Origin of the sequence: Iodobacter arcticus (genome assembly GCF_042664895.1) — a bacterium.
Taxonomy (GTDB): Bacteria; Pseudomonadota; Gammaproteobacteria; order Burkholderiales; family Chitinibacteraceae; genus Iodobacter; species Iodobacter arcticus.
This window is the reverse complement of the sequence record NZ_JBHTBQ010000039.1, coordinates 32,397-50,814: the sequence shown is the minus strand read 5'-3', so window position 1 is coordinate 50,814 and position 18,418 is coordinate 32,397. Positions and strand designations below refer to the sequence as shown.

17 protein-coding genes and 1 pseudogene are annotated in these 18,418 nt (G+C 45.9%); 11 read left to right on the top strand and 7 right to left on the bottom strand.

Features of this window, described 5'->3' with window-relative positions:
• Positions 1-38: 38 nt before the first annotated feature.
• From gmk to ACFQNF_RS17350, 9 genes are all read left to right on the top strand, one after another.
• Positions 39-665 (top strand): guanylate kinase, encoded by a 627-nt coding sequence (gene gmk / locus ACFQNF_RS17390; RefSeq protein WP_465262218.1) that lies wholly within the window; start codon positions 39-41, stop codon positions 663-665.
• Between the two features lie 160 nt (positions 666-825).
• Positions 826-1,032 (top strand): DNA-directed RNA polymerase subunit omega, encoded by a 207-nt coding sequence (rpoZ, locus tag ACFQNF_RS17385; protein WP_046351075.1) that lies wholly within the window; start codon positions 826-828, stop codon positions 1,030-1,032.
• A gap of 56 nt (positions 1,033-1,088) precedes the next feature.
• A complete protein-coding gene (locus tag ACFQNF_RS17380) occupies positions 1,089-3,278 on the top strand; it encodes a RelA/SpoT family protein (RefSeq protein ID WP_465262217.1) in 2,190 nt (729 codons plus the stop codon).
• A gap of 46 nt (positions 3,279-3,324) precedes the next feature.
• Positions 3,325-3,525, top strand: coding sequence for a sulfur carrier protein ThiS (gene thiS / locus ACFQNF_RS17375; protein ID WP_380189178.1), 201 nt, complete (start codon positions 3,325-3,327; stop codon positions 3,523-3,525).
• Positions 3,526-3,592: 67 nt separating this feature from the next.
• Positions 3,593-4,381, top strand: coding sequence for a thiazole synthase (locus ACFQNF_RS17370; RefSeq protein WP_380189177.1), 789 nt, complete (start codon positions 3,593-3,595; stop codon positions 4,379-4,381).
• 209 nt (positions 4,382-4,590) lie between these two features.
• On the top strand, positions 4,591-5,271 hold the full coding sequence (gene trmB, locus ACFQNF_RS17365; RefSeq protein WP_380189176.1) for a tRNA (guanosine(46)-N7)-methyltransferase TrmB: 681 nt from the start codon (positions 4,591-4,593) through the stop codon (positions 5,269-5,271).
• 464 nt (positions 5,272-5,735) lie between these two features.
• On the top strand, positions 5,736-6,149 hold the full coding sequence (locus ACFQNF_RS17360; protein WP_380189175.1) for an LPP20 family lipoprotein: 414 nt from the start codon (positions 5,736-5,738) through the stop codon (positions 6,147-6,149).
• Positions 6,150-7,508: a flagella assembly protein FlgT middle domain-containing protein gene (locus ACFQNF_RS17355; RefSeq protein WP_380189174.1), complete on the top strand. Its 1,359-nt coding sequence runs from the start codon at positions 6,150-6,152 to the stop codon at positions 7,506-7,508.
• Complete coding sequence (locus ACFQNF_RS17350) at positions 7,505-7,828, top strand: hypothetical protein (RefSeq protein WP_380189173.1); 324 nt, start codon at positions 7,505-7,507, stop codon at positions 7,826-7,828. The genes ACFQNF_RS17355 and ACFQNF_RS17350 overlap by 4 nt, the downstream gene beginning before the upstream one ends.
• A 160-nt stretch (positions 7,829-7,988) precedes the next feature.
• Here the strand turns inward: ACFQNF_RS17350 and ACFQNF_RS17345 are convergent, their stop codons facing one another.
• The 7 genes from ACFQNF_RS17345 to ACFQNF_RS17315 form a co-directional block, all read right to left on the bottom strand.
• Positions 7,989-8,366: a VOC family protein gene (locus tag ACFQNF_RS17345; RefSeq protein WP_380189172.1), complete on the bottom strand. Its 378-nt coding sequence runs from the start codon at positions 8,364-8,366 to the stop codon at positions 7,989-7,991.
• A gap of 47 nt (positions 8,367-8,413) precedes the next feature.
• Positions 8,414-9,118, bottom strand: coding sequence for an SPOR domain-containing protein (locus ACFQNF_RS17340; RefSeq protein ID WP_380189171.1), 705 nt, complete (start codon positions 9,116-9,118; stop codon positions 8,414-8,416).
• Complete coding sequence (locus ACFQNF_RS17335; protein WP_380189170.1) at positions 9,115-9,855, bottom strand: type III pantothenate kinase; 741 nt, start codon at positions 9,853-9,855, stop codon at positions 9,115-9,117. The genes ACFQNF_RS17340 and ACFQNF_RS17335 overlap by 4 nt, the downstream gene beginning before the upstream one ends.
• Positions 9,852-10,817 carry a biotin--[acetyl-CoA-carboxylase] ligase gene (locus tag ACFQNF_RS17330; protein ID WP_380189169.1) on the bottom strand — a complete coding sequence of 322 codons (966 nt, stop codon included), beginning with the start codon at positions 10,815-10,817 and terminating at the stop codon, positions 9,852-9,854. Before ACFQNF_RS17330 ends, ACFQNF_RS17335 begins: the two co-directional genes overlap by 4 nt.
• Before the next feature lie 163 nt (positions 10,818-10,980).
• Positions 10,981-11,796 (bottom strand): response regulator, encoded by an 816-nt coding sequence (locus ACFQNF_RS17325; protein ID WP_380189168.1) that lies wholly within the window; start codon positions 11,794-11,796, stop codon positions 10,981-10,983.
• 235 nt (positions 11,797-12,031) lie between these two features.
• On the bottom strand, positions 12,032-12,565 hold the full coding sequence (gene hslV, locus ACFQNF_RS17320; protein WP_046351086.1) for an ATP-dependent protease subunit HslV: 534 nt from the start codon (positions 12,563-12,565) through the stop codon (positions 12,032-12,034).
• A gap of 63 nt (positions 12,566-12,628) precedes the next feature.
• Entirely contained in the window at positions 12,629-13,750 is a 1,122-nt protein-coding gene (locus ACFQNF_RS17315; RefSeq protein WP_380189167.1) for a hypothetical protein, read from the bottom strand.
• A 374-nt stretch (positions 13,751-14,124) separates the two neighbouring features.
• Between ACFQNF_RS17315 and ACFQNF_RS17310 the strand changes: the two genes are divergently transcribed.
• A complete protein-coding gene (locus ACFQNF_RS17310) occupies positions 14,125-17,592 on the top strand; it encodes a DUF748 domain-containing protein (protein WP_380189166.1) in 3,468 nt (1,155 codons plus the stop codon).
• Between the two features lie 243 nt (positions 17,593-17,835).
• Positions 17,836-18,240 (top strand): annotated as a pseudogene (locus ACFQNF_RS17305) (GGDEF domain-containing protein); the annotation flags it as partial.
• Between the last annotated feature and the right edge of the window lie 178 nt (positions 18,241-18,418).

The window sequence follows — 18,418 nt, the reverse complement described above, 5'->3', positions numbered from 1 at the left end:
GGCGTCTAATGCTAATCTTCGTGTAGTTTTATTACAGGATTTGTTTGATGGCAAAAGGTAATCTTTTTGTGGTGACTGCGCCTTCAGGTGCGGGGAAAACCACTTTGGTCGCAGCGCTTCTGGCCGCAGACCAAAATGTACAGCTTTCAGTGTCTTTCACCACCCGTGCAGCGCGCCCAGGTGAAGTAGACGGAAAGGATTATCATTTTGTAAGCCGTGAAGTGTTTGAGCAAATGATCCATAACGGTGATTTTCTGGAACACGCCGAGGTGTATGGTAATTATTACGGCACTTCGCAAACTTGGATTAATCAGGCCATTGATACCGGCCGCGATATTCTTTTAGAAATCGATTGGCAAGGCGCGGCGCAAGTTCGTCGGCTGTTTCCTGAAGCAATTGGCCTGTTTATTTTGCCGCCTTCGGTTGAAGTTTTAGAGCAGCGCCTGAAAAATCGCGGTAAAGACAGCGATGAAGTGATCGAGCGCCGCATGGCGGTGGCTAAAGAAGAAATCAGCCATGTTGAAGAGTTCGATTATGTGATCGTGAACGAGCATATTGATGAAGCGGTGCGCGATATTGTGAGTGCGGTAAGAGCCGAGCGCCTGAAGCTGCATCGCCAAAGCACGCGTCATCAAAGCTTGATCAGCAGCTTAAAAACTTCATAAATAGTGCGGCTGCATGGTTGCTGAGCGGGCTTTGAGCGTGGCTTTGCATGTTTTTTGCTTTGGACTAGGCGAATCGCTGACGGATTACATGATTTTCTGATAGAATCAAGGGTTAGTCGCACCTTGTGCGCATCATCCATATTATTTCAGGGACAACGCCATGGCTCGAGTTACCGTAGACGACTGCCTTAACCGCATCGAAAATCGTTTTGATTTGACCTTAGCAGCAGCTTATCGCGCTCGCCAAATTGCCAACGGTTCTACTCCACAGATCGAGCACAATGGCCGTGAAAAGCCAACTGTACTTGCACTGCGTGAAGTTGCAGCAGGTTTGGTTAGCCGAGACATCTTGATTAAGCGTTCTTAAGCTTAAGCTTATCCGGCCCAGCAGCTTGCTGGGCCTGTTTTATTGTGGGCTCGATTATGGAAATGCTACTGGCTGATATTGATTTGCCCGAGTTGGCGAGTACCGCCCCGGAAGTGTTCGCCGATGCAAATCGCTTTCTTTCCCTAAATACCTCTTATTTAAAGCTGGAAGACCGCCAGTTTTTAGCGACTGCCTTTTGCTTTGCTGATGCCTCGCACCGAGGCCAAGTTCGCCGCTCTGGCGAGCCTTATATTTCCCATCCCCTTGCCGTGGCCACCATTCTTACCCAGTGGAAGCTCGACGCTCAGGCGCTAGCAGGCGCTTTGCTGCACGATGTGATGGAAGACAGCGGGGTTACCAAACTTGAGCTGACAGAAAAGTTTGGTAAAACAGTTGCCGAGCTGGTCGATGGCATGAGCAAAATCGACAAGCTAGAGTTTCAAAGTAAAGAAGAAGCACAGGCTGAGAATTTCCGCAAAATGCTGTTGGCGATGGCGCGTGATTTACGCGTGATGCTGATTAAGCTGGCGGATCGTTTGCACAATATGCGCACGATGGATGCGATGCGGGCAGATAAGCAAAAGCGAATTGCCCGCGAGACCATGGAAATCTATGCGCCAATTGCTAATCGAATTGGCCTGAATAGTGCCTATCAAGAATTAGACGATCTGGCATTTAAATATTTGCACCCTAATCGCTATGGTGTTTTATCCAAAGCATTAAAAGCCGCCCGTGGTAATCGCCGCGAAGTGGTGGGTAGGATATTAGATTCAATTAAAGATAAACTCGCTGCGGCTAAAATTGAAGCCAGCGTGACAGGTCGTGAAAAAAATCTCTATAGTATTTATCGTAAAATGCAGGAAAAACAACTCAGTTTTTCTGAAGTGCTGGATATCTATGCCTTTAGAGTAATTGTAAAAGACGTACCCACCAGCTATCTCACGCTGGGTGCATTGCACGCATTATTTAAGCCAATTCCTGGCAAGTTTAAAGACTATATTGCGATTCCCAAAGCCAATGGTTATCAAAGCCTGCACACCACGCTATTTGGCCCTTATGGCACGCCGATTGAAATTCAAATTCGCTCGGGCGATATGCATCGTATTGCCGATGCGGGCGTGGCTAGCCATTGGATGTATAAAAGCGGCGATGAAGGCTTTTCTGATGTACAGAAGAAAACTCATCAATGGCTGCAATCTTTATTAGAAATGCAAACCGAATCGGGCGATGCGGTTGAATTTTTAGAGCATATTAAAGTCGATTTATTCCCCGATCAGGTGTATGTCTTTACGCCTAAGGGCAAAATTTTTAATATGCCGGCGGGCTCTTGCTGTGTTGATTTTGCCTATGCCGTGCATTCGGATATTGGCGATAGTTGTATTGCCGCAAAAATTAATCATGAATTAGTGCCATTACGCACGCGCTTAAAAAATGGCGATCAGGTAGAAATCGTTTCTGCCGTGCATGCACGCCCTAATCCATCTTGGCTCACCTTTGTGACTACTGGTAAGGCACGCTCGCATATTCGTCATTTTCTAAAAAGCCTGCGCTTTGAAGAATCTGTATTATTGGGTGATCGTTTATTGGCTCAGGGTTTTGCCAGTTTAAATCAACCTTTGCAGCAGGTAAGCGACGATGTGTGGGAGCGCTATTTAAAAGAAAATGGCGAGAAATCCCGCGAAGTAGTGAAAGCCGAATTAGGCCTTGGTAAACGGCTGGCGATGGTTGTTGCCAAGCGCTTATTGCAATTAGCCGGTAATTGGCAAGAAGAATTAGTGGGTGGGCGTAAAGCCGCCGCTGTGGCTGTGCGCGGTAGTGAAGGCATGGCGATTCAATGTGCGCGATGTTGTAACCCAATTCCGGGCGATCCAATTCTAGGCTTTGTTAAAAAAGATCAGGGCTTGGTCATTCATACCCATGATTGCCCACAAATTGCCCATGGCCGTATCGATAGTGAAAAACTAATTGATGTGGAATGGGATGCCGATGTGAATCGCCTGTTTGATGTGCCAGTGCGTATTTTGGCACAAAATGATAGGGGCACTTTGGCGGCGATTGCTACGGCCATTGCAGAGGCTGATGCCAATATCACGGCCGTGGCAACCCAAGAGCCGGAAGGCTTCTCTGAGCGCTATATGCAGATTCAATTCACTTTGCAGGTAAGCAATCGCACGCATTTGGCCAAGGTGATGAAAAACCTGCGCCAATTACCATCGGCTTATCGCATTCAAAGAATGCGTTCATAAGCAGGCGCTGCAAGGCCAAATTTCTTTTTACTTACTGAACTACATCATGAAAATCTCAATTAATGGCGAAGCCCGCGAATTTGCGGCCCCCCTTTCCCTGCTTGATCTGATTGATTTGCTTGAGCTCAAAGGTAAACGAATTGCGATCGAGCAAAATGGCGAAATCGTCCCTAAAAGCCAACATGGCGCTACTTTTCTAAGCGAAGGTGATATTTTAGAAATGGTCGTGGCAGTAGGCGGGGGCTGATCATTATTTCGTAGCTCGGGTTAGCGCTTGTGCAGCTCGGTATTGTCTTCATTTATAAGAGGCGTCTATGTCGGATCAATTTCAAATTGCGGGTAAGGCTTACCAATCAAGATTGATTGTTGGCACCGGTAAATATAAAGATTTTCAAGAAACACGTGCGGCGGTAGATGCCTCTGGTGCAGAAATTATCACGGTCGCGATTCGCCGCGTAAATATTGGTCAGGATGCCAGCCAGCCGTCTTTGCTTGAGTATTTACCGCCGTCGCAATTTACTTATTTGCCGAATACCGCAGGTTGCTATAACGCCACCGACGCCATCCGCACCTTGCGCCTAGCGCGTGAATTGCTTGATGGGCATAAGCTGGTCAAGCTCGAAGTACTTGGGGATGCCAACACGCTTTATCCTAATGTGCGCGAAACGCTGATTGCCGCAGAAACGCTGGTTAAAGAAGGCTTCGATGTGATGGTTTATACATCGGATGATCCGATTGTGGCTAAAGAGCTGGAAGACATCGGCTGCTGCGCCATTATGCCTTTAGCCTCTTTGATTGGCTCGGGCATGGGCATCTTAAACCCGTGGAATCTACGCTTGATTATTGAATCGGCCAAAGTGCCGGTGCTGGTTGATGCCGGTGTAGGTACGGCGTCCGACGCGGCGATTGCGATGGAATTAGGCTGCGACGGTATTTTGATGAATACCGCGATTGCTGGGGCAAAAAATCCGGTACTGATGGCGCGAGCGATGAAACTGGCGGTGATGGCTGGGCGCGATGCATTCTTAGCGGGGCGTATCCCAAGAAAACTCTACACCGCAGACCCAAGCTCACCGGTATCTGGCTTGATTGCAGCGAAGTAAGGATGTGTTTTAAAAAGATCTGTAGACACAAAGATAGGAAGAGCGCAGAGCACATAAAGCAAGATTATTAAATTTGTTTGCCTTTCTCTCCGCGCTCTGTGTTCTCTGAGGCCTCTGTGTCTACAGATCTTTGGTTTCCTATAATTAGCGTTTAAAATATTTAATATGCGCCGCGCGATGCGGCGTTTTTGTTTGCAAGGAATTGAGAAATGGAACACCCAAATTATATGCGCCGTATTCGTAGCTTTGTGCTGCGCCAAGGGCATTTATCGTCAGGCCAAGAGCGGGCTATCGCTGAGTTTGGCGAACAATTTTGCATTAAATATCAGCCAGAGCTACTTGATCTGACCGCTGCATTTGGCCGCTCTGGTCCAAAAATTTTAGAAATTGGCTTTGGCATGGGCGGCCCAACCGCTGAGATTGCCACACACAAGCCAGAAACCGATTACCTTGGCGTAGAAGTGCATACGCCAGGCGTAGGCAGCTTGCTTAAATTATTGGGCGAGCAGGGCCTGCAAAATGTGCGCATCGTGCAGCACGATGCAGTAGAAGTGCTGGATAAAATGCTCGCCGCAGATTCCCTCGATGGCGCGCATATTTTCTTCCCCGATCCTTGGCATAAAAAACGCCACAATAAGCGCCGTTTGATTCAGCCAGATCTCGTCAAGCAGCTGTGCTCACGGATTAAAAGCGGTGGTTATGTGCATTTGGCGACTGATTGGGAAGACTACGCCATCCAAATGCTGGACGTCTTGTCCAACGAGCCTAGCTTAAAAAACACCGCAGAAACCTACGCCGAGCGCCCAGATTATCGCCCACTCACTAAGTTTGAAAATCGTGGCATCAAGCTAGGCCATGGTGTTTGGGACTTGGTGTTCCGTAAGATTTAATGAGGTTTAATCATTTGTCGGCTGGGTGAAACCCGCCTTATGCATATGAAATGCTAAAGGCGGGCTTCGCCCTAATCCTGTCAACGTAACAGGATTGGGTTTGATTTTTATAGGGTGTGCAAGTCGTTTTTCTTGCGCACCGCCTTGCCGTAGCGACGACTTCGTCGTTGTACACCCTATAAACTGCTGCACAATGGCAAGCATGGAATCATCGTAGGGCGGGTGAAACCCGCGTATTTTTCAGCTTGGCTCGCGGGTTTCACCCGCCCTACAGATTTGATATATAAAGTCTCTTCCCCTATATTTCCGCTTTTTCTACGCTTAATGGTTTATTTCGCAGAAAATAGCTTTATTTTTCCTGATTCTTGCCGATAACGCAGTGATAGGCCCGCTCTTTTGTCAGATTATGCAGGGCGGCCATTATGCTAAAGTAAATTCAGCTCTAAAGATAAGGCGGTATAAAAATGCGGATCAAACACACTCTGGTGTCGCTTGCGACTTTACTAGCTTGCATGGCGACTTCTTACGCAGAAGAAGGCGTGGTGACCGCTGCTGGTTACGGTGCACCACCGCAGATTGAGGGTTTATCTGGGGCTCAGCGCCGCCTGATGTCGATGCGTGCGTCTAAGTTAGATGCCTATCGTGCACTGGCCGAAACGGTGCAAGGTTTTAGATTGGCGGGTAATAGTACGGTGGCGGCTTTATCGGTGCAAAATGATAGCTTCCGTATTTATGTAGATGCGTATTTACGCGGTGCGCGGGTGGTATCGATGAATGCCTTGCCTGAGGGCGCTTACGAGACGGTGCTAGAGCTGGATATGTCTAAGCTGGCTAATGAATCGTCTAATCATAATTTTTTTGCTATGCGGGGTCGTTAATTGATCAAAGCCTGTGCGCTTTTGTTGCTGGCGTTTAATTGCTGCGCGGCAGAAATTGAAGGCTTGTCTGCGATTGGCGTGGGCGGTATTCCTATGGCCAGACAAGAGGCCATACAGGATGCATTGATGCAGGCTTCTTTATGGAACGGGGCCAAAGTGGAGGCAAGCAGCTCGGTTGAAAATGGCCGTGTAAGCGAATTGCAGCGTGTGTTTCCTGTTCAGATTTTAGATCGGTATAAATTATTGCGTGAATGGCGGGAGGGGAGTTTTTATCATGTGATGATAGAAACAGATCCTAAGCCAGACCCTGTTCCTGCTGAGAAAATAGCGGCCTCTGCTCCGGCCGAAGTGCTTGCAACACCTGTTGCAGCTGCTGCACAGGGTGTTTTAGCCAAACCAGTACCCGTTCGTGAATGTGCGCAATCTGATTTTGCTTATCGCAAAAAATTATTGCTTGCGCATTTCCAGCTGCAAAATCCAGCTGATGCTAATGATCTCTCTCATTTTCAAGATGGTTTGCAGCAAGAGTTAAGCCGGATGTTATCGGCATCAGATCATTATCTGCCACAGCGCACGGTGAATGAGGCGGCGTTTAATTTACAACCCGGTTTTTATGATCCTGTTTTACAACCTGAGCGAGTCCGTGAACTAGCCCGTCGCTACGGTACGCAGTTTGTGGTGGGCGGCGTGATTCGGGATATTGGTGCGTATGGCGAGCAGTATGGCCTAGCCTGGGGCAGCGATATTCGCAGCGGTGAGCGAAAAATAAGCGCTAGTATTCCCATGCTGAAGCTCAATGGCTGGATGCCTGCTGTGGCCGAGCTGGGGTTGAAGATCAAGCCTTCCTCCCGACGTTTTGAGGCCGATGTGTATGTGTTTGACGGCGCCAGTGGCGCGTTGTTAAAGCAGCAGCGTTTTGCAGATTCGGCAACAGGCGATGTGATACAGGGTCGGGATTATATCTTTGGCTCCCGCCGTTTTTATGAAACTGATTTTGGCAAAATGGTCGAGCAGCAGTTAGAGCAGATGGTGGCAGGCGTTGATCAGGCTTTGGCTTGCCAAGCATTTGCTGCAAGAATCAGCCGGGTAGATAAAGATCGCATCTTTATTGATGCAGGGAGTACGGCAAGAATTACCAAGGGCGATAAGCTGCAGTTGTTTCGGGTAAGTGGCTCTAATCAGCTGGTGCCCGCTGTGAATGGCGATAGCAGCATGTCGCTGGGTACGCCTGAAGCGCTGCTGAGTGCGGTGACGATTACCCAGGTGCAGCCTTTGTTTGCTATTGCTATTTTAGAAAGCGGTAGTATCCGTCCTGAAGTGGGCGATTACGTGCGTTTTAGTATGAAGGAATCACGATGAACACCCTGCGTATTGCAATGGTGGCGAGTTTAATGCTAATGATAACGAGTGTTGAAGCCTCCAGCTATAGCTCCAGCCGGCATGTGCGTAAGCCGGGTGCTAGTCATGCAAAAGCAACGCATGCAGCACCTGCGCAAGGTAAAGGGTCATCGGCAAACCCTATGGTCGTGGCACGACCTCAGCCCCATGTGCAAACCTTACCCGCCACGATGTTGTCTCGTCCTGCCGTTTCAGGTGGGCAAGGCATGCTGCAATCAGAGTCTAAATTAAGCCCCGCACAAGAAACCGAGCTGCGCTGGCGCTTGTATAGCTTCCCTTAAGTAGCGACCTAGGTCGCTACTTAAGGGATGAGTTTTAAAATACTTAAAACCTACACAACAACTTAATTCAAACCTTGTTTTTCTCCGTGAAACTCTGTGTTCTCTGTGAGCTTCGTAGTGCAAGATTTGGGTTTTGCTGCATAACATCGCTTACTTAAGGCTAAACGTTGATTCGCCAAGGCGGATTTTTTCTATTTCCCCCAGCCCAATACAGGCAAATTGTATTTCCACTTGGATCATGCAATCTTGCTTCCCGCCATAGCCAAGGCTCGTCTCTAGGCTCCTGGAAAAAAACAAGGCCAAGCTTTTGTAATTGGCAAACCTTGCTATCAAGATCCTGATGTTCAAAATAAATAACGACGCCACTGTCTGCTGCGGCGTGTTCGGCTTGATGAATTGAAAAAGTCGCTTCCCCCTGCGGGCACTCAAACCTTGCGTAGTGCCCTGATTCTACGATCAGCGTAAATCCCATTTTTTGATAAAAGCGGATTGATTCGTTGATATTGAGCGCGGCTAGGGTAATTTGATTGAGATTCAAGGGTTTTTTTCTCTGGTGGGCTTGCATCAATCAAAATTGAGCGATGGCTAAGAGCAGCTGCTTACCTGAAGCTGCGCCCCTTTAAGCTGGCCATTTATTTTTTCCAGTTTTTGCTGCTGATCCGCTGATACTTTACGCAGTGTAAAAGTCATATGAGAGGGGCTATCGTCACGCTCTCTCACTACGGCTGATTTCACGCCCTGATTTTTTAGCTCGTTTAAGCGTCGCTCTGCGCCTTCTCTGCTACTGAATATGCCGAGGGAAATGGCGTTTTGCCAGCGGCCGCCATTATTGATCACATAGTAATCCTGCACACCTTGATCGCTCAGTTGCTGTGCTTTTTTCTTGGCTAGCTCAATATCTGTTTGTGGTGGAACATAAACCCATACTTTGCCGCTGACGCCTGCTTCTGTATTGCTAATGCCTAGTGTTTTAAGGCGCGCTCGCATGGAATCCGTTTGCTCTTGGCCTATGCCGCTCCAGCGCATACATGCGGTTGCCAGCTCAACTTTGGGGGCGGGCGTGGGTGTCGGAGTAGGCTTTGGTGTGGGGCTTGGTGTGGGCGGGGCGACTTCTACTTCGCTGGCCATGACGGGCATAGGTCGATTGACGATCTGTACAGGCAGGCTGGCGATTAGCTTTACTTTATCTGCATTAATTTCGCTGCTTACACGAGGGGCTGCGGAAGGCGCAGGGGTATAGCTCCAAAGGAGCAAATTAACAGCAAGCAATAGAGCACAAAACCATTTCATGAAGCGTTATTCCGGGCAAGGGCGGCAAGGCCGTGCAGCACCAGCTGCTCGGCAATGATGGGGTGATAAGCGCTTAAAAGCGGCGCAATAGCTGCGGCGTCTCCGCCGGATAAAATACAAAGCGGCGTGTCTCCGCGCAAAGCCAGCCGGGCGTGCATGGCCATAATGCTGCCCGCTAAAGCGCTTAAGCAGCCGGTTTGAATCGCATCGGTGGTGCAGCGTGGAAAGTCATGAAAAGCACCATCGCTGATCGTTAAGCGCTCTGTTTGGTCTGCTAGCGCTGATTTCATCAGGCGTAACCCTGGCAGAATCATCCCGCCTAAAAATTCATTATCTTCGGTCAGCGCATCAACGGTCAGCGCCGTGCCTGCGCTAGCGATCAGTAGTGCTTTATCAGGAAATAAGCTACGCGCACCTAAAACGGCCGCCCAACGATCCGGCCCCTGCTGCTCTAAATAGCGATAGCCATTCTGAATACCCAGTGCTTCTCGGCTGACTTGCAGCCATTGAATAGTGCGTTGCCATTGCGTTTGGCAAAAAGCATCGAGCTGGCTGGCTAGGTTTGGCGCACCTACTGTGCAGCCGTGGATGACTTCTGGTTGGGGCAGGGCGCTTAGCTGTAGTAGCAGCTGATTAAAATCTGTGTTGAGGATGAAGCCTTCCGTGGATAAGGTTTCACCTTCACGATAGGCCCATTTAATCCGTGTATTGCCCAGATCAATTAAGAGTATTTTCATTTTGCATTCACCTTGCGTAAGCTAACATCGCCCGCATAAGCCACTTTTAAGCCATCTTCTCCTGCCAGCCTTAATGCGCCATCCTCGGCCACGCCAATGATGCGTCCACGGCTTTCTTTGCCATCAGCGGAGATGAGCTTAGCTTGTTCGCCCTGCCAAAGATGCCGCGCTTCCCATTCGGTGCGCAGCGGGGCAAAGCCATCTTGATCAAAGCGGGGCAGAATATCGGCTAGCTCATTTAGGATGGCTGCCAGCAGTGCATTGCGCTCTGGCGAAGGGCCTGAGCAATCGCTTAAGTCTGCTGCATGATCGGCGTGGATGCGCTCCTCGGGAGAGAGGCGCAGGTTTAAGCCAATGCCAATCACGGCATCCACAGGCCCTAAGGCATCGCCAGATAGCTCAATTAAAATACCGGCTAGCTTTCCTTTAGGGCAAAGCACATCGTTAGGCCATTTTAGCCCGGTGCCTTGGTAGCCTTTTTTTTCGAGTGCGCGTGTAAGCGCAATCCCAAGAGCAAGGCTTAAGCCTGCTAGGCGAGTCATTCCACCACTAAAACGCCAAACCACAGAAAATAAAAGGCTGCCGCCCAAGCTGCCTATCCACTGCCGCCCTAAGCGGCCTTTTCCGGCGGTTTGCCATTCGGCGGCAAGTACTGTTCCGTGCACGGCACATTCTTGCCTCAGGCTGCGGTTGGTTGAGTCAATTTCATCGACTAATTGCAGGCAAAAAGGTGTATTGGGCTTAAGGTGCTGCTTGATGATCGTTTGATCCAGCCATTCCACTGGCTGAGCAAGCTTATAACCAACGCCATGGCGGCGCTCCAGCTCGATGCCATAATCGCTGCTGCGATTAAGCGCGCCAGAAACAGCGGATCTGGAAATACCCAGCAGCTTGGCAATGGCTTCGCCTGAGGTAAATTCATCAGCATTAAGCTGACGCAGAAGTGTAAGTGTATGCAACATGGCGACATTCTAGCGGCAAGCAGGATTAAGCTCCACCTGCTTGGCTGTATATGGCGTAAAGGATACTTAAATAGTTGAAAAAACGTGGGCAGAGGCAGCTATATCCTGATGATTACATGCTTAATACAGCGTTTATAGCGATTTTAAGTAAGATATCGGCCAATTAAGGCTGATGCTCACGCAGGATTTTTTCCAGCAGGCCACGTACCACCGAAGGCTCGAAAGGCTTGTCGCAAATGCCGGAAACACCCGCTTTACTGACAGCCGCAAGCCGGCCACCATCGCTTTCGGATGAAACCATTAATATGGGAATATTGCTTTGCCAGCTGTTGTTACGTACAAATTCAATTAATTCTTTGCCATCCATTTCCGGCATATTGTAATCGGTGATTAAAAGATCAAAAACGCATTCTTCTAAAAGCTGCACGCCTTCATGGCCATTTGCAGCTTCTTTAATATTACGCACGCCTAGGTTTTCCAGCACTTTACGCATGTAATTACGCGCGGCTTTAGAATCATCAACCAGCAATACTCTCAGCATATCCAAATCTAAATCGTCCTGATCCAGCGTTAAATCTTCAGACAGATAATCCAGCGAAACGCAGAGGGCGTGATCGAGGTTTTCTGAAGTAAATGGCTTAGGAATAATGGCGCATGTGCCAAGCTGACGTAATGGCTCTAAAATTTCCGGCTGGGTTTCGCTAGAAATCAGCACAAAAGCAATATCCTGAGTATCGGGATGATTGCGCAGCTGGGTAAGTAGCTCAATGCCCGTCATGTCTTTTAGGTAGAGGGCGCTGAGGATTAAATTGGGGCTGTTATCTACTTTTAAGGAGGCGAGTGCTTGGGAGCCTTGCTCAAAAGAAAGGATATCAATAATGCCAAGCAGCCTCAGCTTTGCGGTAATCAGTTTATTTTGTGCCGCAGAGGGCTCTACCAAAATAAGACGTAGCTCACCAATCGAAAAGTGTTTAGCCATGATTTTATATTCACCTAATAATCACATTCCTTTATAGATGTCTGCAGAAAATATGTTAGATAAAATAAGTAAAAGGTTAAAGGGACTGCTCGCTATTTTGCAGAGAAAAAGTATGCCAGATCACGGTTGAATTTCAGCTGGCTGAAGATAAACATGCAAAACGCCCAATTCATTGGCTGAATTGGGCGCGGGTTTTTTTGCCAGCCTAGATTTGAATAAGGGCAGGCGATGCCGTTTACATTGTTTCAATCGTATGGTTTTGATTGGTATAGATGCAAATATCTCCGGCGATTTCTAATGCTTTTTTAACCACCACTTCGGGGGCTAAATCAGTGTTTTCCAGCAGGGCACGGGCGGCAGATTGCGCAAATGCGCCACCCGAACCAATCGCAGCAATGCCATGCTCTGGCTCTAATACATCACCATTGCCTGTAATAATCAGCGTGGCGGTTTTATCGGCCACAATCAGCATGGCTTCTAAGCGGCGCAACATGCGATCGGTGCGCCAATCTTTAGCCAGCTCTACGGCCGCACGGGTCAAGTGGCCCTGATGTTTTTCCAGCTTGGTTTCAAAGCGCTCGAACAGGGTAAAAGCATCCGCAGTGCCTCCGGCAAAACCAACGATGACTTTATCGTTATAGAGCTTACGCACTTTGCGTGCTGTGCCCTTGATAACAACATTGCCTAAGGTTACCTGACCATCGCCGCCTACCGCGACCAGATCACCCCGGCGAACAGAAACGATCGTTGTGCCGTCAAATTGTTCCATCTTTAGCATCCTTCCAATTTATATAAGGCAGAGGTGGCGGCTGGGGCGGCAAAATACAAGGGTTTATTTTTGCGATGACTGGGACAAAATCAGCAACTCGGTCAGCCCCATAATACGAAGTAAGGCGAGAACCAAGGCGTTTACATTACAAAAGGTAATTTGCTGCGGGTATTGCATGCATAAACCGAGTAGCTGTCCTGCTGAATCAAAATCAACCCGTGTCACTGCTGTAAAATCGAGCACAGGAAAAGTATGTTGGCGTACAAAATCTCGGATGATGGCCAATTGCTCTGGCTTGTTATTGAGCAGATCGCCTTCGATCAATAAACGATCTGTTGGGCTGTGCGGTATAAAACTGGCTTCTTCTACGGGGGCATAAACGGCAGCGCTGGTCTCTATCCAGGAAGGGGGAGACACCTCAAAGGTAATTGCATAGTCAACCGCTAGGTTTTCAAACTCGTCTTGCAGGCCTTGCATCTGCTGTAATTCAATCAATAATAGCCAGAGCGGTGCTTCGGCAGGAATAGCGCGACCAGTTTGAATCCGCTTTCTAAGCAAAGCCTCCACTTCTGTATTGCCCAAAAGCTGTAGTTGTATACTTTTGCTAAAGCGCTGCCAGGCCACCAATAACTCTGCTGCGGCAATGGTGTCGATTTGCGAGATCTTCGCCAAATCCATGCGTAATTTGTTGCAGCCCTGCGAAGCCGCCTGACATGCTTTAATTTCCTTATCGATATTCTGGCTATTTAAGATAGCGGGAAAAACATAGTAATTTGAATGCTCGCTGCTTGTTTTTTGTATTGCATCACGCCAAATAGGCGGCGTTTTTTCAAATTCTAAAACAAACATCAGGCCTATTTCATCAAACAGGGGTTTATTATTATGTTGTTGTAATAATTCAAACAACATTAACCATGTTTCTGTTTGGCGCAATCCGGTAATTTGCTTAATTTCTATAAGTAGAAAAGCCATGGCCGCTTTACTTTGACCACTGCTATGCAGCATTGCGGCTTCTTCTTGAGCGGGGGTAAGCTGCGACTTATTATCTACCACCTCAATATTAAGCTGCGCAAGATCAAAGTCAGGTTCTTGTTGAGCAGCCGTGGGTTTTTCATTCACTTCAACTAAGGGAATATGAGCGGGTGCATCAGGGGTGAGTTTTTTGCGAATAAATGAAAAAGCCACTTTAGGAATCCAGTATTAAGGTTTGCTGCCGGTTTAAATACCCGTTAATTCTAAGCTTTTTACCTTGTTTTTTGCGGATTATTTTGCCTGACATTGATTTCACCCGAAAAGCGGAGCGAGTAAAGCGCAAACAGAATGCCTGCGTTCGACATCGTTTTAGCCAAACTTTCGTGTCTTAGCCCTTAAAAATAAAGGCAAAAAATATGCTTACATCATTTTATGCGTGGCAGCCTAAATGAGTTTGGCTTGTATGCTCGGTTTTGTATTTTGGGATTATTTCATTTATTGTGGATTAAGCTCACACCTCAATAGTCAGCTTGTGGTGACTCGGCTTAAAATGCTTACTTCTTACTGAAAAACTGAGTATTTAATTTATGGAACGCAAAATCGGCCTGAAATTTAAACGCTGGCTGCTGTTCTTTGGCTTGTTTTTGTCGCTGCTTGGATTAGTGGGAGGCTTGCTCTTACCCCGATGGGCTGAGCCGAGGTTGGAAGCCGTGCTTTCTAAAACCTTGCATCGCACGGTGAGTATTGAAGAAGTTACGTTTAATCCATTTATTCTTAAGGCGACCTTGCATGGTGTAAGTATCAGCAAGGAGTCTGTGCCATTTGCACGGTTTCAATCGCTGGTGCTTGATATTGAATGGGCTTCTTTATGGAAAATGGCGCCTATTATCAAAGAGATCACACTGACTCAGCCTCAAATAGACATTATCAGATTAGATGAATCAAAGTATAACTTTTCAGATTTAATTGAGTTGTTTGCAAATAATAATGATAAAAAACAAACTGTTAATTTTTCACTTAATAATATTAAAATAATTAATGGCACAATTATTTTTAATGATCAAGTGCTGCATACTCAGCAAAAATTAACAAATTTAGAGCTGGCGTTGCCTTTTGTTTCTACCTTGTCCCACAGAGTAAATGAGTACATTCAGCCCCGTGTTTCTGGTAAATTAAATGGAACAGTATTTAAAATTGATGGTGAAAGTAAACCGTTTTCTAATAGCTTAGATACACGATTAACTTTTAACTTGCAAAAATTAAATATACCGCAATATACGCAGTATATAAAGCTGCCTAATGAATTAAAGCTATTATCTGCTTATTTGTCAGGACAGCTTAGTTTGCAATTTCATCTTGAAAAAGATAGAACAAGGCTACTGGTTAGTGGGCCTTTGCAATTAGAGCAGTTTAATGTAGAGCTGAAAGATAAGCCATTTATTAAAGTAAATCAGCTTTCCGTATCATTGAAAAATATCGAGCCGCTTGCACAAATTTATCGTTTGAGCGATATCAAAGTAGATGGCCTTGATACCACTATAAGCAAAAATGATCGTGGTGAATTAAATTGGCTACAAGCTTTTAAACAACAGCCTGTTGCAGTGGTTGATCGTTCTAAAAAAACAAATAAAAGTATTATAGATATTAAAAATATTAAAATTGTTAATAGCAGTGTTGCATATGAAAATTTTCAGTTTGATGATATTAAAGCGGATGTGGCCGCTTATTCAAATCAAAAAGATAAAACGATTCCTGTTTTATTTTCTGCAAAAACAGCGCAGGGAGAGCTATTTACAGCTGATTTAAAAGTATCGCCTCAGCCTTTTGTTTTAGATGGCAAAATAAACCTGACGGCTTTAGAGCTAAAGCAGTATATGCCATTTATCTCTCCTTATTTTAATGGCATTGTGGATAGTGGTCAGCTTGATTTATCAAGCACGGTTCATTTTTCTAGTGAGCCACTTGCCTACTCTTTAAAAGATACCGATATAAAATTACAACAGTTTTCTTTGCATTTACCTAAAGAGAAAAAATCCTTATTAAGGGCAGAGCAGTTTGCCATTAAAGCGCTTGAACTAGATTCAAAACAGCAATTAATTACAGCGGCAGCAGTTGAAAGCCAAGGTGGCCAACTTGGTGCGCAATGGCTGGAAAATGGGCAGTTTAATTTTTCGGCGCTGATTCCCAATCGTGACGCCGCGCCTGCTTCCAAGGCTTGGCGTGTGCAAGTTGCGAAAGTGGATATGAGTGAATGGCAGCTTGATTTATCAGATAAACGCCTTGCCAAAGCGCCTTCTATTCCGATAAGAGATATCTCTTTAGTTTTTGATCAGCTAGATACCGCAGAGGGAAGTAAAGGTAAATTAAAATTGAGTGCGCACTGGGCCGATAGCGGCTTGATTGATATCAGTGGGGATATCGTGCCGATGCCTTTTTCAGCACAAATTGCGCTGGATTTACGCAAAGTGAATGCCGCATTTTTACAACCCTATTTTACTAAGTATTTAAATATTTCTCTTGCCAGAGGTTTTTTAAATGCAAAAGGAAATTTGCAAGTTGTAAGCAAGCCAGATTTAAATGGCCGCTATCGTGGCGCTTTTAGCGTGGATCATTTCTATGCGATTGATAAGCAGACATCTACTGCTTTTTTAAAGTGGAATCGTTTAGATTTTAAAGGCGTTGATGTTGCTTTACTACCACTACGTGTTGATATTGCTGAAATAGCATTAGATAGATTCTTTTCACGTTTGATTTTATCGCCAACGGGCAGACTTAATTTACAAGATATTCTGGTGCAAGATGGCAAGCAGGTTTCTGTGGTCAATGCCAATACGGCAAGTGCTGTAACGGCGGTGCCGGTGGCTGAGCAAGGCTTGCCGCCTGTTCAGATTAAAAAAATTGTATTGAATAACGGTGATATCCGCTACAGCGACTTTTTTATTAAGCCTAATTTCACTGCCAATTTAACGAAGATGACCGGGACTATTGCGGGCTTGTCTAGTGCGGAAAATGCGCGTGCCCAGCTTGATTTACAGGGGTTTGTAGATAAAACTGCCCCGGTTAAAGTTAGTGGTGAATTGAATCCCTTATCAAAGAAAATATTCCTTGATTTAAAAGGGGGAGTTAAAAACTATGATTTAACCTCGGCTTCGACTTACTCTACTAAGTATGCAGGCTATGGGATTGAGAAGGGTAAGATGTCGATGGATATTGCTTATAAAATTGAAGGTAGTAAATTAATCGCAAGTAATAAAATATTTTTAGATCAGCTTAATTTAAGTGAAGAAAGAACAGAGGGCAAAGACGCTACAACATTACCCGTTAAATTAGCACTGGCTTTGTTAACGGATAGGCGAGGCCAGGTTAATCTTAATTTACCGGTTGAAGGTTCATTAGATGATCCCCAATTTAGCGTGTCAGGTATTATCTGGCAGGTGATTGGCAATGTTTTAGAAAAAGTGGTGACCTCTCCTTTTGATGCCCTAGCAAGCTCATTGGGCCATGAAGGGGCTGTATTGTCACATGTTGATTTTATTGCTGGCAGCGAAAAAATAGATGATAAGGCAATAAAGAGCATTCAGCAGCTGGCTGAAATACTTGCAGATCGCCCTGCATTAAAGCTGGATGTGCAAAGCGTATTAAGCCTATCTGTGGATGGGCAAGGTTTAAAGAAAAAGAGCTTGCAAAGAAAAATTCGCTTATTAAAAATGGCGAATGTGGCAGATAGCTTAAGTCAGGATGAGCATGAGCTGGTGATTAGTCAGGATGAGTACCCAAGCTTGCTAGAGAAAGTATATAAAACTGAAAAATTTACTAAGCCGACCAATTTAATTGGCATGGATAAAACACTGACTGTAGCAGAAATGGAAAAACTGATCTTTGAGCATACAGTAGTAAAAAATGATGATTTATATGCTCTGGGCTTACGGCGAGCTTTGCTGGTTAAATCAGCACTGTTGGCTGCTGGTGTAGATGAAACGCGTATTTTCTTAGTGAAATCCAAGATAAACAGCAATGAAGATAACAAGTCACGAGTGAAGTTTGATTTGAAATAAAGTAACACTGATCTGCTAAAACGGCCGCTGATTAACAATATATATGTTGATCAGTGGCCATTTTTTATGTGAATTTAAATTATATTGATTAATACTCTGCAATATTTTTAGACTGCGTTATGTTACTTGGTAATAACTTGTCATTACCTTCGTCGCATGCCTTGTGTCTAGCCATTTTCTGGCCCAGCGCAATTGCGAATCAAGCGTCAATAATCCCTAAAATGAGCATGGCGTTATGGACGGCCTTTATCTTTTCTTTTGATGGATATTGATAATTTTAAAAAAGTAAACGATCAATACGGTCATTTAGAAGGCGATAAAGTATTGCAACCGCTTGCTATGGTGATTCGGAGCTGCTTAAGAGAAATGGACAGTGCTTATCGCTATGGTGATGAAGCGTTTATTGTGGCTTTGCTAGAAATACGCAGCGAAGATGCAGTCAATGTGGCGCAACGTTTGCGCCAGCGCTTTGCCGATCAAATTCAGCACCCAGCCCCGGAGTAAATACTTCATTGCACGGTGAGTATTGGAGTAAGCCAGTTTATCGTGGGTGATGATGCTAAAAGCTTGGTTAAACGAGCCGATGAGGGGACTTACCAAGCCAAGCATCAGGAGAAAAATTGCGTGGTATGGGTGGATCCTTCCTAATTTAGTGCGCTTGCTTAAAATTTTGCTGCTCACAAGCCGATTTAAATATCCTTTAAATAATCTCTTTAGTATTTTTAATTGTTTTACCTGATTATGCCGCTTGCTCAATCGACTCTGTGTAAGTGGATTTCTTGAGTGCTGGGTTTGGTTTTTGAATTTGTAGGGCGGGTGAAACCCG